This is a genomic window from Flintibacter sp. SJQ-8 (assembly GCF_054108085.1).
Window position 1 is genome coordinate 242,967 of the sequence record NZ_JBPJWR010000004.1, and the last position, 22,924, is coordinate 265,890.

At 64.6% G+C, this 22,924-nt stretch carries 17 protein-coding genes; 3 read left to right on the top strand and 14 right to left on the bottom strand.

What is annotated here, in order from left to right; all coding sequences use genetic code 11:
• Positions 1 to 12: 12 nt before the first annotated feature.
• From ACSAMP_RS02125 to dprA, 12 genes are all read right to left on the bottom strand, one after another.
• On the bottom strand, positions 13 to 1,677 hold the full coding sequence (locus tag ACSAMP_RS02125; RefSeq protein WP_457799353.1) for a sensor histidine kinase: 1,665 nt from the start codon (positions 1,675 to 1,677) through the stop codon (positions 13 to 15).
• A gap of 36 nt (positions 1,678 to 1,713) precedes the next feature.
• Positions 1,714 to 2,388 carry a response regulator transcription factor gene (locus ACSAMP_RS02130; RefSeq protein ID WP_441796329.1) on the bottom strand — a complete coding sequence of 225 codons (675 nt, stop codon included), beginning with the start codon at positions 2,386 to 2,388 and terminating at the stop codon, positions 1,714 to 1,716.
• A gap of 31 nt (positions 2,389 to 2,419) precedes the next feature.
• Positions 2,420 to 3,061 carry a phosphate signaling complex protein PhoU gene (phoU, locus tag ACSAMP_RS02135; RefSeq protein ID WP_457799354.1) on the bottom strand — a complete coding sequence of 214 codons (642 nt, stop codon included), beginning with the start codon at positions 3,059 to 3,061 and terminating at the stop codon, positions 2,420 to 2,422.
• A 2-nt stretch (positions 3,062 to 3,063) separates the two neighbouring features.
• Positions 3,064 to 3,822 (bottom strand): phosphate ABC transporter ATP-binding protein PstB, encoded by a 759-nt coding sequence (gene pstB, locus ACSAMP_RS02140; protein WP_457799355.1) that lies wholly within the window; start codon positions 3,820 to 3,822, stop codon positions 3,064 to 3,066.
• Between the two features lie 17 nt (positions 3,823 to 3,839).
• Positions 3,840 to 4,661: a phosphate ABC transporter permease PstA gene (gene pstA / locus ACSAMP_RS02145; RefSeq protein ID WP_457799599.1), complete on the bottom strand. Its 822-nt coding sequence runs from the start codon at positions 4,659 to 4,661 to the stop codon at positions 3,840 to 3,842.
• A 107-nt stretch (positions 4,662 to 4,768) separates the two neighbouring features.
• On the bottom strand, positions 4,769 to 5,677 hold the full coding sequence (gene pstC / locus ACSAMP_RS02150; RefSeq protein WP_441796332.1) for a phosphate ABC transporter permease subunit PstC: 909 nt from the start codon (positions 5,675 to 5,677) through the stop codon (positions 4,769 to 4,771).
• 76 nt (positions 5,678 to 5,753) lie between these two features.
• Positions 5,754 to 6,635, bottom strand: coding sequence for a phosphate ABC transporter substrate-binding protein (locus tag ACSAMP_RS02155; RefSeq protein WP_457799356.1), 882 nt, complete (start codon positions 6,633 to 6,635; stop codon positions 5,754 to 5,756).
• A 449-nt stretch (positions 6,636 to 7,084) separates the two neighbouring features.
• On the bottom strand, positions 7,085 to 8,467 hold the full coding sequence (locus tag ACSAMP_RS02160) for an MATE family efflux transporter (protein WP_457799357.1): 1,383 nt from the start codon (positions 8,465 to 8,467) through the stop codon (positions 7,085 to 7,087).
• Between the two features lie 17 nt (positions 8,468 to 8,484).
• Positions 8,485 to 9,552 carry a phosphate acyltransferase PlsX gene (gene plsX / locus ACSAMP_RS02165; protein WP_457799358.1) on the bottom strand — a complete coding sequence of 356 codons (1,068 nt, stop codon included), beginning with the start codon at positions 9,550 to 9,552 and terminating at the stop codon, positions 8,485 to 8,487.
• Between the two features lie 19 nt (positions 9,553 to 9,571).
• A complete protein-coding gene (gene trmFO / locus ACSAMP_RS02170; protein ID WP_457799359.1) occupies positions 9,572 to 10,876 on the bottom strand; it encodes a methylenetetrahydrofolate--tRNA-(uracil(54)-C(5))-methyltransferase (FADH(2)-oxidizing) TrmFO in 1,305 nt (434 codons plus the stop codon).
• A gap of 35 nt (positions 10,877 to 10,911) precedes the next feature.
• On the bottom strand, positions 10,912 to 13,317 hold the full coding sequence (gene topA / locus ACSAMP_RS02175; protein ID WP_457799360.1) for a type I DNA topoisomerase: 2,406 nt from the start codon (positions 13,315 to 13,317) through the stop codon (positions 10,912 to 10,914).
• 86 nt (positions 13,318 to 13,403) lie between these two features.
• The gene (gene dprA, locus ACSAMP_RS02180) at positions 13,404 to 14,648 is read right to left on the bottom strand and encodes a DNA-processing protein DprA (RefSeq protein ID WP_457799361.1); all 1,245 of its coding nucleotides are present in this window, start codon (positions 14,646 to 14,648) and stop codon (positions 13,404 to 13,406) included.
• Positions 14,649 to 14,756: 108 nt separating this feature from the next.
• On the opposite strand from dprA, the gene ACSAMP_RS02185 reads away from it, so the two are divergent.
• On the top strand, positions 14,757 to 15,965 hold the full coding sequence (locus ACSAMP_RS02185) for an MFS transporter (RefSeq protein WP_457799362.1): 1,209 nt from the start codon (positions 14,757 to 14,759) through the stop codon (positions 15,963 to 15,965).
• On the opposite strand, the gene ACSAMP_RS02190 is transcribed toward ACSAMP_RS02185, so the two are convergent.
• A complete protein-coding gene (locus ACSAMP_RS02190; RefSeq protein ID WP_441795100.1) occupies positions 15,962 to 16,723 on the bottom strand; it encodes a TrmH family RNA methyltransferase in 762 nt (253 codons plus the stop codon). The two genes, ACSAMP_RS02185 and ACSAMP_RS02190, sit on opposite strands and share 4 nt — an antisense overlap.
• 381 nt (positions 16,724 to 17,104) lie before the next feature.
• Here ACSAMP_RS02190 and galE point away from each other — a divergent pair, with 381 nt between their 5' ends.
• Positions 17,105 to 18,094, top strand: a complete 990-nt coding sequence (gene galE / locus ACSAMP_RS02195) for a UDP-glucose 4-epimerase GalE (RefSeq protein ID WP_457799363.1) — start codon at positions 17,105 to 17,107, stop codon at positions 18,092 to 18,094.
• A 46-nt stretch (positions 18,095 to 18,140) separates the two neighbouring features.
• On the opposite strand, the gene ACSAMP_RS02200 is transcribed toward galE, so the two are convergent.
• On the bottom strand, positions 18,141 to 21,035 hold the full coding sequence (locus ACSAMP_RS02200) for an S-layer homology domain-containing protein (protein ID WP_457799364.1): 2,895 nt from the start codon (positions 21,033 to 21,035) through the stop codon (positions 18,141 to 18,143).
• A gap of 316 nt (positions 21,036 to 21,351) precedes the next feature.
• Here ACSAMP_RS02200 and murJ point away from each other — a divergent pair, with 316 nt between their 5' ends.
• Entirely contained in the window at positions 21,352 to 22,908 is a 1,557-nt protein-coding gene (murJ, locus tag ACSAMP_RS02205; protein ID WP_457799365.1) for a murein biosynthesis integral membrane protein MurJ, read from the top strand.
• Positions 22,909 to 22,924: the final 16 nt, after the last annotated feature.

Below are 22,924 nucleotides of genomic sequence, written 5' to 3' on the forward strand. Positions count from 1 at the left end.
GATTTTTCTTACTTATTTCCCCCGCTCATTCGGAAAGCTGACCCGGATGGTCGTGCCCTTGCCCAGGGTGCTGTCCAGGTCGATGCGGGCGTCGTGGAGGGCGGCGGCGTGTTTGACGATGGACAGCCCCAGGCCGGTGCCGCCGATCTGGCGGGAGTGGCTCTTGTCCACCCGATAGAACCGCTCGAACACCCGGTCCCGGTCCTGGTCGGGGATGCCGATGCCCGTGTCCTGTACGGTCAGGACGGTCTCGTGCTCCCCTGGCTCCACCGAGATGGTCACCGAGCCCCCGGCGCGGTTATACTTCACCGCGTTGTCGCACAGGTTGAAGACCATCTCGTCCAGCACGGCGGGGACGCCGGTGATTTGGGCCGGGCTGCCCTTTACCTCCATGGCCACCTCCGCCCGCCGGGCCACCGGCTCCAGGCGGCGGGCCGTCTGGCGGGCCAGCTCCAGCAGGTCCACCGGCTCCATCTTCAGCCCGTCGCCCCCCTCGTCCAGGCGGGACAGGTGGATGATGTCCTCCACCAGGGCGATGAGCCGCTGGCTCTCCCGGTAGATGTCGCTGGCAAAGCCGTTGACGTCCTCGGGCTTGACGATGCCGTCTTTGATGATCTCCGCCATGCCGGAGATGGCTGTGAGGGGGGTTTTCAGTTCGTGGGAGACATTGGCGGTAAACTCCCGCCGCAGCCGCTCCCCCTGCTCCTGGGCGGTGATGTCCACCAGCACCAGCACTGCGCCCTCCACCTGGGTCTCGTGGAACACCGGGTCGGCCAGCAGCTGGACACACCGCTCTCCCCGCTCCAGCCGGCCCTGGGCCCGCTGACCGGCCAAGGCCCGCTCCACCACCGTGCGGAAGGCATCGCTGCGGTCCAGGGTGAGGACGCTGGCCTGCTCGGCGGGGCTGACCGCCCCAAGCAGGCGCAGGGCCCCGGAGTTATAGGACAGGATGCGCCCCTTGGTATTCAGCAGCACCACCCCCTCGGACATGTTCTCCGCCAGGGTGGCAAACTCCCGCTGCTGCTGGCGCATGGTGTCCATCTGACAGCGGATGGTGTCGTTCTGACGGCGGATCTTGGTGATAAGGGGGGCCAGCTCGTCATAACCCCGGCACTGCTCCGGCTCTTCCAGGTCCAGGTCCAGAATGGGGCGGATGATGCCCTTGGCCAGCCGGGAGGCCAGCACCGCCGCCAAAATCATGGACAGCACCAGAATAATGAGCAGCGGCTGGATCATAGAGGCCAGCAATACCACCACCGTAGACTGAGCGCTGGCCAGGCGGATCACCGTGCCGTCGCTCAACCGGCGGGCGGCATAATAGGTCCGGCGGGACAGGGTGGACGACTCCCGCTGGGCCGTACCCTGGCTGGCCAGCATGGCCTGGCGGATCTCCGCCCGGTCAGCGTGGTTCTCCATCTGGGCGGGGTCTGCCCGGTTGTCATACAGCACGGTGCCGTCCTTGTCCACCCAGGTCACCCGGCTGGACACATTCAGCGTGTCTAAGTAGTCCCGGCCCGTGGTCTCCACGCCCTGGGCCACCATGGCCGCCTCGGTGGCCAGTTCCCGGGTGAGCTGGTCGCCGAAATACTGGTACAGCATCCCCATGAACAGGGCCACCGACAGCAGAAACACGGCAAGGCCCACCGTCATGGCGTTTTTAAAAATCTTCGCGGCCATTTTCTCGCTCCATTCTGCCCAGGGCCGCTTTTACGCTCAGCCCTCGGCGATCTTATAGCCCACGCCCCGCACCGTTTCGATGCAGCCGCCGGACTCCCCCAGCTTCTGGCGCAGGGTGCGGATATGGACGTCCACGGTGCGGCTTGCCCCGTCGAACTCATAGCCCCAGATGGTGTTCAGCAGCTGGTCCCGGGTGAACACGGTCCCCCGGTGCTCCAGCAGCAGGCACAGAAGCTGGAACTCTTTCAGCGTCAGGGCCACGTCCCGCTCCCCGTCCCGGACGATGTGGCGGGCCGGGTCTACATACAGCCCGCCCAGGCGATACACCGGCTCCTGCTCCTCCCGCCCCCCGGCGTGGCGCAGGGCGGTGCGGATGCGGGCCATCAGCTCCATCATGCCAAAGGGCTTGGCGATGTAGTCGTCCGCCCCCTGGTCCAGCCCCAGCACCTTGTCATACTCGGTACTCTTGGCGGTGAGCATCAGCACCGGGGTCCGGCGGGTGGCCGGGTCGGCCCGCAGCTTTTTCAGCACCTGCAGGCCGTCCTCCTCGGGCAGCATGATGTCCAGCAGCACCAGCTCCGGCTTTTCCAGGGCCAGGGCGCTCCAGAACTGAGAGGGGCGGTCAAAGCCCCGGGCCTCCATGCCCTGGCTGTTCAGCGTGTACACCACCAGCTTTTGAATGCTGGCGTCATCCTCCAGAACGTAGATCATATCCGTTCAAAACTCCTGTCAAAAAGCGCTTTCAGTCATCCTCATACTGACCGGTGAGGGCATACTCCACCCACTGGGCGATGTTGCAGGCGTGGTCCCCGATGCGCTCGTAATACTTGGCGATCATCAGCATGTCCAGACAGGCGGCGGCGTCCTCCCCCCGGCCGATCATGGCCACCAGCTGCTCCCGCATGTTCAGGAACAGGCTGTCCACCTTGTCATCCCGGGCGATGACCTGATGGGCCAGGTCCAGATCCTGCCGGACGAAGGCGTCCACGCTGTCCGTCACCATGCTGATGGCGGTGCGGGCCATGTCCCCCATGGGGGTCTCGTCCGCCAGCTTGCCGGCCTGGACGTCCCGGGCGATTTCTGCGATGTCTGCGGCCTGGTCGCCGATGCGCTCCATGTCCGAGATCATGCGCATGGCCGCCGAGATGGTCCGCAGGTCACGGGCCACCGGCTGCTGCCGCAGCAGAAGCTGCATACAAAGGCTCTCGATGTCCCGCTGCTGCTGGTCGATCTGCTGCTCCAGCTGTCCGGCCCGCTCCCCCAGCCGCCGGTCCCCGGTGAAATAGGACTTGGCCGCGTCGGAGATGGCCTCCTCGCACAGGGCGCCCATGGTGATCAGCGCCTCGCTGAGCTGCTGCAATTGTTCGTGAAAACGGTCTCTCATGGTTATCCGAACCTCCCCGTGATGTAATCCTCGGTGCGCTTGTCCCGGGGCATGGAGAATACCTGTTCCGTCTTGCCGAACTCCACCAGCTCGCCCAGCAGGAAAAACGCCGTGTTGTCAGAGATACGGGCCGCCTGCTGCATGTTGTGGGTCACCATGACGATAGTATAATCTTTTTTCAGCTCGGCGGCAAGGTCCTCGATCTTAGACGTGGAGATGGGGTCCAGGGCGGAGGTGGACTCGTCCATCAGCAGCACGTCGGGCTTGACGGCCAGGGCACGGGCGATGCACAGCCGCTGCTGCTGGCCGCCGGACAGACCCAGGGCGGACTTTTTCAGCCGGTCCTTCACCTCGTCCCAGATGGCCGCCCCCCGCAGGGACTCCTCCACGATCTCGTCCAGCTTTACCTTGCTGCGGACGCCGTGGGTCCGGGGGCCGTAGGCCACGTTGTCATAGATGGACATGGGGAAGGGGTTGGCCTTTTGGAACACCATGCCGATGTGCTTGCGCAGGTCGGTCACGTCCTGGTCCGGGGCATAGACCTCCTGGCCTCGATAGGTCAGGGAGCCGTCGATCTTCACGATGGGGATCAGGTCGTTCATCCGGTTCAGGGTGCGCAGAAAGGTGGACTTGCCGCAGCCGGAGGGGCCGATCAGGGCGGTGATCTCGTTGGCGGAAATGTCGATGTTGATATTCTTCAGCGCGTGATTTTCCCCGTAGTACAGGTTCAGGTCACGGGCGGAGAGGATGGCGTTTTCCATACATTAAAACTCCTCGTTCAATTTTTCTGTCTCAGCTTTTTGCCCGCAGCCTTGGCCGCCAGATTGATGGCGAAGGTGAGCACCAGCAGCACCACCGCCACGGCAAAGGCGGGGTCCATCATGGCCCGCTCCTTGGCAAAGACGTACAGCTGCACCGTCAGGGTGGCACCGGAGCTGTGGAGGAACTTGTCAGGGCTGGCGAAGAAGTCGTTCATGGCGTTGCCCATGCCGCCCACATACAGCAGCACGGCGGACTCACCCACGATGCGGCCCACGGCCAGGATGCAGCCGGTGACGATGCCGTCGATGGAGCTGGGCAGCACCACCGTGCGGATCATGTGCCACTTGCCGCTGCCCAGGCCCAGGGCCCCCTCCCGATAGGACTGGGGCACCGTCTTCAGTGATTCTTGCGTGGTGCGGATGATGGTGGGCAGGTTCATCATGGCCAGGGCCAGGCTGGCCGCCAGCAGGGAATAGCCCAGGCCCAGCGTCTTGCAGAAGGCCAGATAGCCCACCAGGGCATACAGGATGGAGGGGATGCCGGACAGGGTCTCAGCGGCAAACTCGATGGCGGAGACCAGCTTGTGGTTGGTGGCGTATTCGGTGAGGTACACCGCCGCCCCCACGCCCAGGGGAAGGGCGATGCACAATGTCACGCACACCACATACAGGGTGTTGCAGATGGCGGGCAGGATGCCCAGGGTGCCCTTGAGCACCGACTCTGCCGAGGTGAGGAACTGCCAGCTCAGCTGGGGGATGCCCCGCCACAGGATATAGCCCATGAGAAACACCAGCAGGGCACAGGTGATCCCGGCGCTGAGCCACAGCAGACCCCGCATCCCCCGGTCATACACCCGGCGGCGCAGGCAGACGGCCCGGGCCGTCTGCTCCCGCTCCAACACGGCGGACTTGTTTGCCGCCACATAGTTGACGCTTTCCATGCTCCTCACTCCTTCTCCCGCTTCAATACCAGATTCAAAAACACGTTGATCATCATAATGAACAGAAACAGCACCAGTCCGATGGAGAACAGGGCCATCTTCTGCAGGGACCCGTCGGCGGCATAGGACATCTCGCTGGCCACGGCGGTGGTCAGGAACTTCACGCTCTTGAACAGGCCGGGCATATTGGCCGCGTTGCCCGCCACCATCATGATGGCCATGGCCTCGCCGATGGCCCGGCCTACGCCCAGCACCACCGCCGCGGCGATGCCGCTTTTGGCCGCCGGGGCGCTCACCCGGAAATAGGTCTCCATCTCCGTGGCGCCCAGGGCCAGGCTGGCCTCCTCATACTCCCGGGGCACCGCCCGCAGAGCGGTCTCGCTCACCGAGATGATGGAGGGCAGGATCATCACCGCCAGCACCAGAATGGCGGCCAGCAGGGTGTCGCCCGCTTTCAGGTGGAACAGGCCCCGGATGCCGGGCAGCAGCACCACCATGCCCACCATGCCATAGACCACCGAGGGGATGCCCGCCAGCAGGTCCACCGCCGGACGGACCACCGCCGCCAGCTTGGGGGGCGCGGCCTTGGCCAGGAACATGGCCGTCATAAATCCCACGGGCACGCCGATGAGGATGGCCCCGGCGGTGCCGTAGATGGAGGTGAGGATAAAGGGCAGGATGCCATATTGGGGGTCGGTCTTGTTGGCGGAGTCCCAAGTGGTGCCCAGCAGGAAGTTGCCCAGGCCCACCTTTTGGATGGCGGGCAGGCCGGAGACCACCAGATACACGGTGATGACCAACACAAAGGCCACCGCCACCGCCCCGCACAGGAAGAACAGCAGCTGCATGGCGTTCTCCAGGGGGTCTAATTTTCGGGTTCGCTTCACGGCGAAGTCCACCTTTCTCTCATTCATTTCTTTCGCTCAGACACAGGGGAACACGCGGGACGTTCCCGCCCTGCGTGTTCCTCCTGAAAATTTCGTTTACTGCTTACTTGGCGGGGGGCACGGCACCGGCCTGGGCGATCAGGCTGGCGGCGTCAGCGCTCATGGCAAAGTCCAGGAAAGCCTGGGCCGCGTCGCTCAGCTGGGTGCCGTCCTTGGTGATCATCACGAAGGGGCGCTGGATCTCATAAGTACCGTCCTGCACGGTGGCCTCGCTGCATTCCACACCATTGACCTTCACGGCCTTCACGTTGTCGCCCACAGCGGACAGGGAGGCATAGCCGATGGCGCTGGGGTTGCTGGCCACGTTGCCGATGACGTCGCCGGTGGAGGAGTACTCGTTCAGGTACTTGCAGGCGTCTTCCACGCCCACCAGCTCCTCAAAGGCACCCCGGGTGCCGGAACCGGCCTCACGGCCATAGACGGCGATCTCTTCGTCAGCGCCGCCCAGGTCCTTCCAGTTGGTGATCTCGCCCTTGAAGATCTGGGCGATCTGGTCCACGGTCAGGTCGTCCACGGCATTGTCGGGGTTGACCACGATGGCCACGCCGTCCAGAGCCACGATGTTGGCCTGAGCGCCCTTCTCCTCCTCCTCGCTCTTCAGGGCGCGGGAGGCAAGGCCTAAATCGGCGGTGCCGTCGATGGCGGAGGTCACGCCCGCGCCGGAACCGGAACCGGTGTAGTTCACGGTGACGTTGGGCTGCTGCTCCTTAAAGGCCTCGATGAGCACCTGCATCACCTTCTCCATGGAGGTGGAGCCGTTGGTGTTCACCACACCGCTGAGCTGCTGGGTCTGGCTGGTCTGGCTGCCCTGGGTGTCGGCGCTGTTGGCGTCATTATTGGTATTGGTGTTGTTGCTGTTGCCGCAGCCGGTGAGCGTGGACAGGGCCATGGCGGCGGCCAGCGCAAGACTGAATAACTTTTTCATGGTGATTCTCCTTACTGTGGGGCGGCTTCAGCGCCGCCCGCGTTTTTCATTTGGCTTTCACCTTACAGCGCACAGTATACCGGCCCATTGTAAAATGCAAAACAACCACTATGTTAAGCCTTTGTAAAATGTAAAAAAGGCAAGAAAACTGCCGCCCTGTGACAGGACGGCAGAGAAAAAGAGCGTATTTTCGTAATACAGTTTGAGATATTTCATTTTAATTGTACGTTTTGCAGCGAAAAGCCTTCCCCTGGGGGAAGGTGGCACGGCAAAGCCGTGACGGATGAGGGGAAGGGCAGCGACATTTGAGCGCTTCTCGCAAAACGGTTCTAGCCTTCGCCCCGCAGGGGAGAAGGTGGCATGACGAAGTCATGACGGATGAGGGGTACCACGGGGGTGCATCCGTTTTCGGCGGGCGGACACAGAGGTCCGCCCCTACCCGTGTTTTGTTATCTTCCCAGATCCTCCCGCCCAAACTCCCGGCGGAAATACTGGACAAATATCCCCGCCGAGATGGCGAAGGAGACCACATCGGCCAGGGTCTGGGTCCACTCCAGGCCGGTGAGACCGAAGCGCCAGCAGAGAATATAGACCAGGGGAATCATCACCCCGTTGCGGCACACAGCCAGAATGGTCGCCCGGAAGGCCTTGCCCACCGACTGAAAATACATGTTAGCAAAGACGCACACCGCCAGCAGGGGTAGGCTGAAGCACTGGGCGCGAAAGGCCCGGGTGCCGATGGCGATGACCTGGGGGTCGCTGCGGCGGAACTCGGTGACGATGGCCGGGGCGAAGATATAGCCCGCCACCGCCGCCACGATCAAAAAGGCGGTACACACCTGGATGGAGAAAACCAGGGCCCGCTTCACCCGGTCCAGCCTGCCCGCCCCAAAGTTAAAGCCCAGCACCGGCTGAAAGCCCTGGCCAAAGCCGATGACCACCGACTGCACCGTGACAAACACCTTGGTGACGATGGACATGGCGGCCACCGCCGCGTCGCCATACAGCCGGGCATTGAAGTTCAGGGCCATGGTGGACACCCCCACCACCCCCTGGCGGAAGAAGGAGGGCATCCCCTGCTTGAAGATGGTGGCGTACACCTCCGGCTTTCGGGAGATATCCCGGACCCGTACCCGCAGGGAGCCCATGCCCCGGAAAAAGAAGGAGGCCAGAATGGCCAGACTGACGCACTGGCTGAGCAGGGTGGCCGCTCCCGCTCCGCCGATGCCCATGTTCAGGCCGAAGATGAACAGGGGGTCCAGCAGGATGTTCAGCACCCCGCCGGTGGCCAGACCGATCACCGCCAGATTGGCCAGCCCCTGCCACCGCAGCAGATTGTTCAGGGTAAAGGCCAGCACCATCACAGGCGCTCCCACCAGGATGTATCCGGCGTACTCCCGGGCATAGGGGTAGATGGTCTGGGTGCTGCCCAATGCCCAGATCAGCCCGTCCAGACGGCACAGGCCCAGCAGGGACAGCAGCAGCCCCAATACCAGCGCCAGAAAGACGGCGGTGGAGGCAAAGGTGTTGGCCTCCTCTCCCCGCTCCTTCCCCAGCAGCCGGGAGGCGGTGGACCCGGCCCCCATGCCCACCGTAAAGCCCACCGCCTGGATGATGGCCATGATGGAGAACACGATGCCCACCGCGCCGGAGGCGCTGGTGTTGATCTGAGAGACAAAATAGGTGTCCGCCATGTTATAGATGGACGTGACCAGCATACTGACGATGGTGGGCAGGGCCAGGGAGCAGACCAGGGGCGGGATGGGCGCTTCCAGCATCCTGCGCCGCTGGGCGGCGGGGTCCTTCTTTCGGGCATGAACGGCGTGGGCCACGGGGGTTCCTTCTTTCTTTATGCCTGCTCAGGGGCTTTCTCTTTTGCCGCCTCCTTCGCCTTCATGGGCGGGTCCAGGCGCATGACGTCTACGTTCTCGGTGATGCTCTCGATGATGCCGGAGGAGACATACTGCCGGGCCTGGCGGATGGCATTTTTGATGGCATAGGCGTCGGAGGAGCCGTGGGCCTTGATGACGGGCTTGGAGATGCCCACCAGGGCGGTGCCCCCCACCTCGCTGGAGCTGAGCAGCTTTTTCATCTTCTTCAGCCCACCGGACACCAGCACGGCGGCCAGCTTAGTCAGCAGGTTCTGGGTGAACATGCCCTTCAGCTCCCGCACCAGGTACAGACCGGTGCCCTCCATGGTCTTCAGGAAGATGTTGCCGGAGTAGCCGTCGGACACGATGACGTCCACCGCGCCCTCCACGGCCTCACGGGCTTCCACGTTGCCCACAAAGTTGATGCGGCCCGCCTTGCCCGCCTCCACCAGCATGGGATAGACGGCGGTCTGGAGACTGGTGCCCTTAGAGGGCTCCACCCCGATGTTCAGCAGACCCACCCGGGGCTCCGGGCGGCCCAGCACGTGCTCGGCGTAGTAAGAGCCCATATAGGCAAATTGCAGCAGATACTCCGGGGGGCACTCGGCGTTGGCTCCGCAGTCGATGAGCACCGCGCCGCCGTTGCCCGTGGGCACCACGGGGGCCAGGGCGGCCCGGCGGATGCCCCGGATGCGCTTGACCACCAGGGTGGCCCCGGACAGCAGCGCTCCGGTGGACCCGGCGGAGACGAAGGCATCCCCCTCCCCGCTCTTCAGCAGGTTCAGGCCCACGGTGAGGGAGGAGTCCTTCTTCTCCCGAAAGGCGGTGGCCGGGTTGTCGCACATCTCCACCACCTCGCTGGCGTGGGCGATCTCCACCCCGGCGGGCAGCTCCTTGATGCCGTTGTCCTCCAGGACCTTCAGGATGGTCTCCCCCCGGCCCACCAGAATAACGCCAACGCCATATTCCCGGTTGGCCTCCACAGCGCCCATCACAGGGGCCTGAGGGGCGTTATCTCCGCCCATGGCGTCTACAATGATCTTCATATCCATCCCGTCCTTTCACTCAGCCCAGGTCCAGCTCGGCCAACTTCTCCAGCGCCCGCTTGGAGATCTCGGCGTTTTTGTTCCGCTTGCCCTTCACCCGATAGCCCAGCTGGGGGATCAGGCCGAAATTCACGTTCATGGGCTGGAAGTTCACCACGCTGGGGTCGCTGACATACAGGGCCATGGCCCCCATGGCCGTCTCCCGGGGGAAGTTGATGGGGGGCTTGCCCTCCAGGCGGCGGGCCAGCTCCATGGCCGTCAGGCAGCCGGAGGCGGTGGACTCCACATAGCCCTCCACGCCGGTGATCTGGCCGGAGAACATCAGCCGCTCCTGGCCGCGCACCCGGTAATACCGGTCCAGCAGCCGGGGGGAGTCCAAAAACGTGTTCCGGTGCATCACGCCATAGCGGATGTACTCGGCATTTTTCAGGGCGGGGATCATGGAGAACACCCGCTTCTGCTCCGGCCAGCGCAGGTGGGTCTGAAAGCCCACGATGTTATAGATGGAACCCTGAGCGTTGTCCTTGCGCAGCTGCACCACGGCATAGGGCTCCTCCCCCGTCTTGGGGTCCTTCAGGCCCACGGGCTTCAGGGGGCCATAGCGCAGGGTGTCCAGGCCCCGGCGGGCCATGACCTCCACGGGCATGCAGCCCTCGAACACGCCAGAGTCCTCAAAGCCGTGGACCTCCGCCTCCTGGGCGTGGGTCAGCTCCTGCCAGAAGGCCTCGTACTCCTCCTTCGTCATGGGGCAGTTGATATAGTCCGGCGTGCCCCGGTCATAGCGGGAGGCAAACCAGGCGCTGTCCATGTCCACGCTCTCGAAGGTGACCAGAGGGGCGGCGGCGTCGAAGAAGTTGAGATATTTGCTGTCGGGGAACAGTCCGGCAATGGCCTGGGACAGGTCCTCCGAGGTCAGGGGGCCGGTGGCGAAGATCACGTTGCCCTCGGCGGGGATCTCCGTCACCTCCCCCTCCACCACAGTGATGTTGGGGTGATTGCGGATCTTCTCTGTGATGGCGGCGGCAAAGGCGTTTCGGTCCACGGCCAGGGCGCCGCCGGCCTCCACCCGGTGCTCGTCGGCGCAGGCCATGATGAGGGAGTTGCAGCGGCGCAGCTCCTCCTTCAGCAGCCCCACCGCGTTCTCCAGCTGGTCCGAGCGCAGGGAGTTGGAGCACACCAGCTCCCCGAAATATTCCGTGTGATGGGCGGGGGACATCTTCTGGGGCTTCATCTCCCGCAGCTGGACGGGGATGCCCCGCTGGGCCAGCTGCCAGGCGGCCTCGCTGCCCGCCAGTCCCGCGCCGATGACAATAACAGGTTCCATAGCGTTCTCCTTCCGGGGTCTCCCCCTGTGTCAGGTCATTCTTCTGTCTTCTTCGCCGCCGTGGTCTTTTTGGCGGCGGTGGTTTTCTTTGTGGTCGCGGTCTTCTTAGTCGTTGTAGCCTTCTTGGCCGTGGTCGTCTTCTTGGTGGCAGTGGTCTTTTTGACCGCAGTCGCCTTTTTCGTCGTGGCCGTCTTCTTGGCTGCCGCCGTCTTTTTCGCGGCGGGCTTTTTGGCGGTCTTGGTCTCTTCCGCGCTCTCAGCGGCGGACTCCTCCGTCTTGGCTGCGGCGGGCTTGCGCTGCCAGCCGCCCCGCTTGTCCTCCGGGGTGAAGTTGGAGCAGTTCTCGTTGATGCAGAAGGGCTTCTTGGCCCCCCGGCCCGCCTTTTTGAACATGGTCTGGCCGCACACGGGGCAGTTATCCTTTACGGGCACGTCCCAGGTGCGGAAGTCGCACTTGTTGGCCTCGTCCCGGCTGTTGCACCGCTCGCAGCAGTAGAAGGTATACTGCTTGCCGGTGGTGCGGCTCTTGCCCGTGCGCTTGAGCAGCCGCCCGCCGCACTTGGGGCACTTGCCTGGCATCTCCACCACCATGGGCATGGTGAAGTCACACTCCGGCCAGCCGGGGCAGGCCAGGAACTGGCCGAACCGGCCCATCTTCACCACCAGGTTCCGTCCGCACTGGGGACAGACCTCCTCCGACACCTCGTCGGGGACCTTGATGCGCTCGCCGTCCAGTTCTTTCTCCGCCCGGGTCAGCTCGCTCTCAAAGTCCTGGTAGAAGTCGGACAGGACCTTCTTCCAGTCGGTCTTGCCCTCCTCCACCTCGTCCAGCTTCTCCTCCATCTGGGCGGTAAAGGTGGGGTCCACGATGTCTTCAAACTTATCTTTCATCAGGCCGGTGACCACCTCACCCAGGGGGGTGGGGCGCAGGGCCTTGCCCTCCTTCACCACGTAATAGCGGTTCAGGATGGTGGAGATGGTGGGAGCGTAGGTAGAGGGCCGCCCGATGCCCTTCTCCTCCAGGGCCCGGATGAGGCTGGCCTCAGAGTAGCGGGCGGGGGGCTGGGTGAAGTGCTGGCTCTGGGTCAAACCCTGGCTGTCCAGGGCCTCCCCCTCCTTCAGGTCGGGCAAGGGGGAGGAGCGCTCCTCCTCTTCCTCGTCCTTGCCCTCCTCATACACGGCGGTAAAGCCGGAGAATTTCAGGCTGGAGTGGCTGGCCCGGAAGGTATAGCCGCTGTTCTCCACCTCGATGGACAGGCTGTCGTACACGGCGTTGGCCATCTGACAGGCCAGAAAACGGCTCCAGATCAGCTTATACAGGCGATACTGCTCCCCGGTCAGGTCCTTTTTGATGTCCTCCGGGGTCAGGGTCACATCGGAGGGGCGGATGGCCTCGTGGGCGTCCTGGGCGCTGCCCTTGGTCTTGAAGTGCCGGGTGGCGGGGGGGTAATACTCCGGGCCATACCGGTGGTGGATAAAGTCTTTCGCGGCGGCCAGGGCCTCCTCGGACAGTCGGAGCGAGTCGGTACGCATATAGGTGATGAGACCCACCGCGCCCTCGCCGGAGATGTCAATGCCCTCATACAGCTGCTGGGCGATGGACATGGTGCGGGCGGGGGTCATGTTCAGCTTGCGGGAGGCCTCCTGCTGTAAAGTGGAGGTGGTAAACGGAGGGGCGGGCTGGCGGTTCTTCTCCTGCCGCTTCACGCGAGAGACGGAGAACTGTCCCTTCTCCACCGCGTCCACCACGGCCTGGGCCTCGTCGGCGGAATGCAGCTCCATCTTCTTCTCCCGGCCATAGAACTGGGCCTTAAAGCTGCCCAGGTTGGGGGCCACGCGGGCCAGGGCGGCCTCTACCGTCCAATACTCCTGGGGCTGAAAGGCGCGGATCTCCTCCTCCCGCTCCACCACCAGGCGGGTGGCCACCGACTGCACCCGTCCGGCGGACAGGCCCCGGCGGATCTTCCGCCACAGCAGGGGGGAGAGCTGATAGCCCACGATGCGGTCCAGAATGCGCCGGGCCTGCTGGGCGTTGACCAGGTCCTGGTCGATAGCCCGGGGGGCGGCGATGGAGTCGTTGACCACCTTTTTGGTGATCTCGTTAAAGGTCACCCGATAGGTCTTGTCGTCCGGGATGCCCAGCAGCTCCTTCAAGTGCCAGGAGATGGCCTCCCCCTCCCGGTCCGGGTCGGTGGCCAGATAGACGCGGCCGCTCTTTTTGGCCGCCTTCTTCAGGTCGCTGATGACGTCCTCTTTGCCCTTGATGGGCTGATAGTTGGGTTCAAAGTCGCCCTTCTCCAGGTCCACGCCCAGCTTGCTCTTGGGCAGGTCCCGCACGTGGCCCATAGAGGCCTTTACCTCATAGCCCGGTCCCAGGTACTTTCCAATGGTCTTGGCCTTGGACGGGGACTCTACGATCACCAGATCTGTTTTATTCGCCAATTCCCTTCACCTTCCTGTCCGGCGCAAAACTGCCGGAGCTATCTTAAAAAGTCTAAAAAGTCTGTTGTTATCTTGTCTGCGGGGCGTTACTCCTCCAGCTCCACCAGAGCTGAGAAGCGGCGGCCCGGATTTTCGGCCACGGCGGCCTGGATCTGCAGCATGGTCAGGGCCGACAGCACCCGCTTGGCGGGGATCTGGGTCAGCTCCACCAGTTGGTCTGCGGTGCGCTCCCCCTGGCTCAGGGCTGCCAGCAGGGCCAGCTCGTCGTCGGTAAAGCGGCGCTTCTGCTCGCTGCGGGGGACGATCTCCCGCCCGTCTTTGGCCGGGGCAGGCTCCGGCTGGTCGGCGGGAGGATCAGCCTTCTGGGCAGCCTGTTCCCGCGTCTGGGCCTGGACGCTGTCCGCCATCCGTGCCCGGGCGGCCTCCGGGGTCAGGGGGGCGGCCCGACCCAGCTTGTCCGGGAAGCGGCTCCAGTATTCCTCCAGAATGTCCCGGGCGCAGGTGACCAGCTTGGCCCCCTGCTGGATGAGGCGGTTGGTCCCCTCGCTCATGGGGGCGTCTAAGGCTCCGGGCACGGCAAACACGTCCCGGTCCTGCTCCACGGCGTGGTTCACCGTGCTCATGGTCCCGCCGAAGGGGCGGCACTCCACCGCCAGCACCCCCAGGCACAGGCCGCTCAAGATCCGGTTGCGCCGGGGGAAGTTCCGCCAGTCGTGGGGCGACCCCGGGGGATATTCCGACACCAGCACCCCCGCCGCGGCCACGTCGTCATAGAGAAAGCGGTTCTGCACGGGATAGGGCACGTTCACGCCCCCGGCCAGCACACAGGCCACCGGGCCGCCGCCCTTCAGCGCGCCCCGCACGGCGCAGGCGTCCAAGCCTTGGGCAATGCCGGACACCACCAGCGCCCCGCCGGAGGCCAGTTCCATGCCGAACTGCTCGGCCCAGCGGCGGCCATAAGCCGTGGGCTCCCGGGCCCCCACCACGGCGATGGCTGCCTCTTCGTCAAAGTGGAGCCGCCTGCCCTTCAGATAGAGCACCGCCGGCGGGTCGGCGATCTGCCGCAGGCGCATGGGATAGTCCGCGTCCTGGATGGTCATCACCCGCACGTCCAGCCGGTCACACTCCCCCAGAATGACCTCCGGGGCATCCATGCTCTTGTCCGCCAGGCTCCGTTCCAGATTAGGGGAGAGCCCCAATTCGGCGATGTCCCCCTGGTCGGCGTAATACACCTGCTCCGGGGTGACGAACCGCTCCAGCAGCTTCAGGGCCCGGACCGAGTCCATTCCCCTGCGGCTGGTGAGCCAAAGCCAATATTTCAGCTCCGCCATAAAAACGCCCCCTTACTAGACCGGATTTTTCTTTACAAATTCATTGCGCTACGGTATGGTTGTATCAAAGCAACTTGTCACAAAAATATCCGAAAAGGAGGGCCGCCTATGAACCGTCCTCACCGCGCCTGGCTGGTCTGCCTGGGCGGGGCGCTGACCCTGCTGTCCACCATTGGGCTGGGGGTCAACGTGTTCGCCGTGTATCAGCCGGAGATCCTCGCCCTGCGGCACTTTACCAACGCCCAGGGCTCCCTCATCACCACCGTCCGCAGTCTGTTCATCCTCGTCGCCCTGCTCACGGTGAACCGGGTGTGCGCCCGGCTGGGGCTGCGGCGGACCATGACGCTGGGGGTGCTCCTCATCGCCCTGTCCTGCTTCTGCTTCGGCGCAGCACGGGATTTCTGGCAATACTGCGCGGCCGCCGCCTTCACCGGTCTGGGCTATTGCTACGGGGGGATGGTCCCCCTGTCATTGCTCATTGGCCGGTGGTTCCGGCTCCGCCGGAATCTGGCATTGGGCCTGTCCTCGGCGGGCAGCGGGGTGGCCAGCATCGTGGCCTCCCCCTTGGTGGCCCGGGTCATCACGGGCCAGGGGCTGCGCGCCGCCTTCTGGCTGGAGGGGGCCGCCCTGCTTATTCTGGCCCTGGCCGTGTGGCTGCTGGTGCGGGGGGACCCGGCGGAGGTGGGGCTGGAGCCCCTGGGCGGGGCCGCGCCTGAGACCGACGCTCCCCGCTCCAGCAGTTCTTCCGGTCCCCCGGCCTATCTGGCCGCCATGGCCGCCTGCTTTCTCATCGGCGGCATCGGCGGGCCGGGCTACTCCCACCTGACGGTCCACTATGCCACCCTGGGCTACGCCCCCCTGTTTTTGGCGGGACTGGTGTCCGCCTCCGGGGTGTGCATCTGCCTGGGCAAGGTGCTGTGCGGCCAGATCTATGACCGCTGGGGGTCCCTGGCCGGAGACGGCTATTGCTATCTCACCGTGACGGCGGGGACGCTGCTGTGCTGTCTCCCGGTGCGGGAAAGCCCCCTGGTGCCGGTGCTGGCGGTGGGGCTGTTCTCCCTGGGGCTGCCCATCTCCACCGTATCCCCGTCTGTGTGGGCCGCCGAACTGACGGGACCGGGGGACTTCCCCCGGGCGGTGCAGGCCATCAACCTGGCCTATACCGTGGGAGTCATTCTGTTTGGCCCGGTGCCCGGGCTCCTGGCCGACCGGACGGGCAGCTATGCCCCAGCCTATCTCCTCTTCGCCGCCCTGCTCACCCTGGCCATCGTTCTGGTGCGCATGGCCTATGTCCGGGCAAACCGGCAGAAGGTCTAGCGGCCCATCTCCCACAAAACCACGGTGGCGGCGGCGGCGGCATTTAACGACTCGCACCTGGCCCGCATGGGGATCTTCAGGGTCTTCTCACACTGGGAGAGCAGCCCGTCGGATATCCCCCGGCCCTCGCTGCCGATGACCACGGCGCAGCGGGACAGGTCGGCCTGGCGCAGGTCCACCGTGTCCTCCCGCAGGGCGGTGGCGTAAAGGGGAAGGCCTTGCTCCCCCAGCCACGGGGCCAGGCCGTCCGCTGCCGTCTCATACACGGGCAGGCGGAAGCAAGCCCCCATGGTGGCCCGCACCGTTTTGGGGTTCCAGGGGTCGGCACAGCCGTTGACCAGGATCAGTCCATCCGCCCCCAGGGCGTCGGCGGTGCGCCAGATGGTGCCCACGTTCCCCGGGTCCTGCACCCCGTCCAGCACCAGATAGCGCTCGCCGGGCAGACGCTCCGGCGGGGCGGTCTCCCCCGTCCGGCACAGGAACAGCGCCCCCTGGGGGCTGTCCATGGGGGAGATGGAGGCCATCACATCCCTGGGCACCTGCACCAGGCGCACCCCATCCGGCAGGTCTGGGATGTCCACGCCCTCGGTCAGCATCACGGTATCCAGCGGGGCGTGCCACTTCAGGGCCTCCTCCAGCAGCTTGACCCCGTCCCCCAGGAACAGACCCTGCTCCCGGCGGTGGGACCGGCTGGCCGTCAGGCGGCGGATCTGGGTCATCAGCGGATTTTTCCGGCTGGTAATATACTCGGCGTTCACGGCCCGACCATCTCCCTACAGTCTCTCTGTTTTCTTGCTTGCCGAAGAAACCGCCCTTGCGGTTTGTTCAGTACGCATTATAATAAAGGTATCCTCCGGCGTTGTCAAGCCGTCCCTTTTCCACTCTCTGCCTGTTTTCCCCCTGAGCATACCACGACCTGGGGCCGAAACGCGGGGAAATTTGTCCTTTTTTCGCCCGCAGAACGGGGTAAAACGGACCTGCTCCCTTGAAAATCGGGGCTGAATATGCTATTTTGGTATTCAAAGACCGCCGTTTTCCGGCAGGTTCTATTTCAATTTGTATTTTTATCTTGAAAAATCTCTATTTGTTATCGAATTTTGGGGCGTCCGCGCCCCCACACAGGAAGGATGGAAGAAACTATGGCAATTCTTGTTCTGGGCGGAGCCGGATACATCGGCTCCCACACCGTACACGAGCTCATCGAGGCCGGACGGGACGTGGTGGTGGCCGACAACCTGCTCACCGGCTTCCGGGCCGCCGTCCACCCCAAGGCCCGCTTCTATCAGGCGGACATCCGGGACCGGGCGGCCATGGACAAGCTGTTCGAGACCGAGCACATCGACGGCGTCATCCACTTCGCCGCCTCCTCTCAGGTGGGCGAGTCTATGAAAGACCCCCTGAAGTATTACGACAACAACCTGTGCGGCACCACCACTCTGCTGCGGTCTATGGTGGCCCACGGGGTGGACAAGATCGTCTTCTCCTCCACCGCCGCCACCTATGGCGAGCCGGAGCGGGTGCCCATTCTGGAGACGGACCGCACCCAGCCCACCAACTGCTATGGCGAGACCAAGCTGGCCATGGAGCGCATGATGCGCTGGACCAGCCAGGCCCACGGCCTGCGCTATGTGGCCCTGCGGTATTTCAACGCCTGCGGCGCCCACCCCTCCGGGGCCATCGGCGAAGCCCACGACCCGGAGACCCACCTGATCCCCCTGATCCTCCAGGTCCCCGGGGGCAAGCGGGAGAAAATTTCTATCTTCGGCGACGACTACCCCACCCCCGACGGCACCTGTATCCGGGATTACATCCACGTCACCGACCTGGCCCAGGCCCACATTCTGGCCCTGGACTATCTCCTCTCCGGCGGCGAGAACAACGTGTTCAACCTGGGCAACGGCGTGGGCTTCTCGGTGAAAGAGGTCATCGATGTGGCCCGGGCCGTCACCGGCCACCCCATCCCGGCGGAGATCTGTCCCCGGCGGGCAGGGGACCCGGCCCAGCTGGTGGCCTCCTCGGACAAGGCCAAGTCCGTTCTGGGCTGGAAGCCCCAGTTTGCCGACCTGAACACCATCGTGGCCACGGCCTGGGCCTGGCACAAGAGCCACCCCAATGGGTATAACCAGTAAGCAAAGCGAGCCGTCCCAAATCGGGGCGGCTCGCTTATTTTTATATTCAGTTGGATAGCTGGAGGTAATCGGCGGAGACATAGCCCCGGGCGGCCTGGCCTGCGGCGTTGCGATACAGGACTTTACACCAGCCGTTTTCCACGCTCTCCACAATGAGCACGTCCCCGTTGCTCCGCCGGTCCACCACCGGGTTGGTGGTGCCCGGGCCGGAGCGCACGTTCAGGCCCACGTCCGCGTCGAAGACGGTGCCGGTGCGCTGGGCGGGCTGGCAGTCCACGGTGCAGGAGGCGCTCTTCCCGCTCCAGGTGGCGGTGATGGTGGCCTGGACCGTCCCGGCGGCGGTGTTCAGGTTGGTCACCGTGCCGTCGGCGGCCACGGCGGCGGCAGCGGAGTCACAGCTCCAGACGATGACCGCCCCGGCCTGCTCCGGGGACAGAGTGGCGATCAGCGTTCTGCTCTCCCCGGCGTTCAGGGCCAGCTGGCTCACGTCCAGGGTGAGGGAGACCTCCTGGGCGGGGGTATCCGGCGTGTCCGGCTGGTCAGGAGTCACGGGAGTATCCGGGGTGTCGGGCGTCTCCGGCGTATCCGGCTGGCTGGGCTGGTCGGGCGTCATCGGGTCGGTGGGCACGTCGGTGATGGGGGTATAGGTCATCAGCTTGTACAGCAGGGCGGCCATCTCCGCCCGGGTCAGGTTGCCCTTGGGATCGATGCCCGTGCCCTTGCCGCTGACCACCCCCTGGGCCACCAGGGTGGCGGTGTGGCCCTTGGCATAGTCGGCGATCTGCTCCTTGTCCGAGAAGGCGTCCAGCACCGACAGGCCGGCATCCGGGCAGGTCTTGCCCAGCAGGGGCATGGCCTTGCGCAGGATGGTAAAGGCCTGCTCCCGGGTGACGGAGCTGGTGGGGGAATAGCTCCCGTCCCCGGTGCCCGAGGCCAGACCGGCGCTCTGGGCCCAGGACAGGGCCTTGTAGTAATAGTCGCTCTGGCTCACGTCGGTAAAGGTACAGCCGGCGGACACGGCGGGGCGGCCCACGGCGTTATACAGCATGAGCATAAAGTCCCCCCGGCGAATCTGATAATCCCGGCCGAACTCGTTGGCGGACACGCCGCCCACGATGCCCTTTTCATAGCAGTATTCCACCGCCTCATAGGCCCAGTGGCCCTGGGGCACGTCGGCGTGGGTGTCCTTCACCGTCACCTTCACGGTTTTGGTCTGTCCCCCGGCAGCGACGGTGATGGTCCCGCTGCCGCCGCTCTGTCCGGCGGTGAACAGGCCGTTTTCGTCCACCGTGCCGACGTCACCGGAGACGGAGACAGACACGCCCTTCCAGCTGCGCAGGGCGGTGCGGCCCCAATAGCTGCCGGCGATGGCCAGCTGCACGCTGTCCCCCGGCTTGACGGTCATAGAGGTCAGGGCGTTGGAGCTGCCCTTTTTGGACACGGTGAGCACCGTGAGACTGGAGACGATGTTCAGCTGAGACGTCCCCGTCACGCCCAGGCTGGGCGAGGAGAGCTGGAGCCGCTCCACGCCGCTCTGGCCCCCGGCGGTGTAGACGCCGCCGGAAATGGTCCCCAGGCCGCTGCCCGAGGTGATGGCGACGTCGGTCACATTGGAATTGGTCACGTACAGCCCCTTGTCCAGGGCCACCGCCCCGGGGAGGGTGAACTCCGAACCGGTGAGGACGGTCTGTCCCTCCTCCTTCAGGGCCAGGCGGGTGGGGACGCCGTCCCCCTTCTCGTCGGCCACCAGCAGCAGATAGGTGGCACAGCTGCGGGGCCGCCCGTCAGAGGGGATGTTCTTGATGGAGATGGCGCTCTGGCCCGGATACCACACGGAGATGGCGGTGGAGCCGCCGCCATCCAGGTTCACCACCCACTGGCAGCCCCGGTCCCGCATCTCCTCGGCCAGGTCCTTCTGACTCAGACCGATGGAATAGCCGCTCTGGCGGCCGTCCACGGCGTACACCAGCAGGGTGCCGTCCGCCTTCACGCCCAAAGCGGTGCGGGGGGCCCGGCCGTCGTTCACATAGTTCCACTTGCTGCTGTCGGTGAGGGAGCCGTTTTTCACCATGATATCCCCCACGCCCCCGGCCCACTGGGCATTGGACAGGGTCTCGTCGTCACAGCTGGCCCGCAGGGTGATCTTGTCCCCCACGGCAAAGGTCTGATAGTTGAACAGATAGCCGGAGGCGTCATCGGCGGTGAGGACATACTCGTCCTCCCCGATGTCCAGGGGATAGCTGGACTGGAGCATCTCCGTCACCTGAAGGGTCAGGTCGGTGTTCAGGGCCAGCTTGGCCCCCTCGCTGCCGTCCACCAGCTTCATGCGCACATACCAGCCGGAGGTAGAGGTGCGGGTGGACACGGTGGAGAAGTGCCGGTTCATTAAGTACATGCCCCCGGTGGCCGCCCGGACCTTGTTCAGGTGCTGGGGGTGGATCTGGGTGCCGTTGGTCTGGTTGGTCAGGGTCAGCTGGATCTTGGGGCTCTCCACCAGCTGGACCTTGCCGTCGGTGACCGTCATGGCCGCCTCGTTCTCCGGGCTGGACTGATAGTCCCCGTCCTCGATGACGATGCCCATGGGCACGCCGGTGGAGGTGGCGAAGAAGTCGGTGTTGATGGCCCCCAGCACGTGATAGCCCAGGCTCTCCGCCCGGCTGACCGCCTTGTTGATGGTGGCCGCGCCATACACCGTCCCCGCCGATTGCAGCAGGATGGGCTGGGCCGCCGCCCCGGGCTCCAGCTCCAACGAGAAGCTCTCCACCCGGCTGCCGTTGTTGGCCGTCACCGTGTTCTGATAGCTCAGTCCGCTGACCAGCTGGGTGCTGGTCTGTATCTTTTTGTCCCCCGCGGCGGCAAAGGCGCTGGGGATGGACAGCACCACCGCCAGGGCCAGGGCCGTGGCCCGCCGCAGCAGACCGGTCTTTGCGCTTGTTTTCATGCTCGCTCCTTTTTGTATCCGGGCGGCGCTCCCGCCCCTTGTGGCTCCCGGACGCGGTCTGTTCCCGTTCAAAGCCCCCGTGTCCGGGCCGGGAGCCCTGTATTCCCGCACATTATAGCAGGGTTTTCCCGGCTTTTCAACCAAAAGCGTGGGAAATTCTCCTGGTATCCTGTGCCTTTCCCCGCAAGTGTAAACAAGCTGTGAATGCTCCGCCCCAACGGTTGAAAATGTGCCCGTATTGGTGTACAATAAGTCGATTGCGGCCACTGCCGCCGTCTTTTCAAAACCTCTCCCGAAATCTGAAGGAGGTCGACCCTTGGAGCAACAGTCAAATAACGCGGCCAAAACCATCAGCGTGGTCATGCTGGTCACCCTGCTGGGCAAGGTCATGGGCCTTTACCGGGACCGGCTGCTGGCCGTCCACTACAGCGTGGGCGTTCAGGCCAACGCCTTTTTCACCGCCAGCCGCATCCCCCGGGTGTTTTTCGACGCGGTGTTCGCCTCGGCCATCGCCGCATGCTTCATCCCCGTGTTCAGCGAGTTCTTAGAGAAAAAGGGCCGGAAGGAGGCCTTTCGCTTTGCCGGGAACTTTATCACCGTTATGGCCCTGCTCACCGGGGCCCTCACCCTGATCGGGATGCTGTTCCCCCAGGCCCTGGTGGCCCTGTTTGCCGACTATGCCGACCCGGCCACCACCGCCCTGGCCGCCTCCCTCACCCGGGTCATGTTCCCCACGGTGCTCTTCTCCGGGGTGGCCTTCTCCCTGGTGGGCGTTCTACAGGCCCAGGACCGGTTCACCGCCCCGGCCCTCATGTCGGCGGCGTCCAACCTGGTCATCATCGTCTATTTTCTCTTCTTCGACCACACCTTCGGCATCTACGGTCTGGCCGGGGCCTATCTGCTGGGCTGGCTGCTTCAGGGGCTTATTCAGCTGCCCTCTCTCAAGGCCACGGGCTATCGGTTCCAGCCCATGTGCGCCATAGGCAGCGAGGGGATGCGCAAGGTCTTTGCCCTGATGGGCCCGGTGATGGTGTCCACCTGGGTGCAGCCCATCAACCTGGTCATCAACTCCCGCTTCGGCTCACGGCTGTATGACGGGGCCGGCGTGTCCGCCATGGAGTATTCCAACAACCTGTATCTGGTCATTGCGGGCACCTTCATCCTGTCCATCACCAACGTCATTTTCCCCCGCCTGTCCCGGCTCACCGCCGGGGGCAACGAGAGCGCCTTTCGGGACACCATCCGCCAGACGGTCCACAGCAGTCTCTACTTCGTGCTGCCCATGTCCGCCGGGCTGATGGCGGTTTCCCGGCCCCTCATCTCCTTCTTGTACGGGGGCGGGGAGTTTGACGGCTTCGCCGTGGACATCACCTCCGCCGCCCTGGTCTTTCTGTCCCTGGGCATGGCGGGCTACGCCGTGCAGAACATCCTCAGCCGGGCCTATTTCGCCCGGCAGGACGGGAAAACGCCTCTGGTCGCCGGGGCGGTGTCCATCCTGGTGAACATCGCCCTGTGCATGGTGCTCACCGGGCCCTTCCAGGTGGCGGGGCTGGCCTTCTCCTCGGCGGTGTCCTCCACGGTATACGCCCTGCTCCTGCTGCTGCCCATGCAGCGCCGGGGAGAGGGGGTGCTGGACCGGACCATGGGCCTGGACCTGGTGAAGATGCTCCTGGCCGCCGCCGTCACCGGCCTGGCCGCCGCCGGAGTCCTGTCTCTGCTGACTGTGGTCCTGCCCGGGGGCAAGATCGGCGAGCTGCTCAGTCTGGGCGGCTGCGCTCTGGTCGGCCTGATCGTCTATTTTGTGCTGACCCTGGCCCTGGCCGTGCCCGAGGCCAAGCTGGTGGTCTCCCTGGCCCGCGGCAAACACGAGTAAACAAATCCTATCCTGG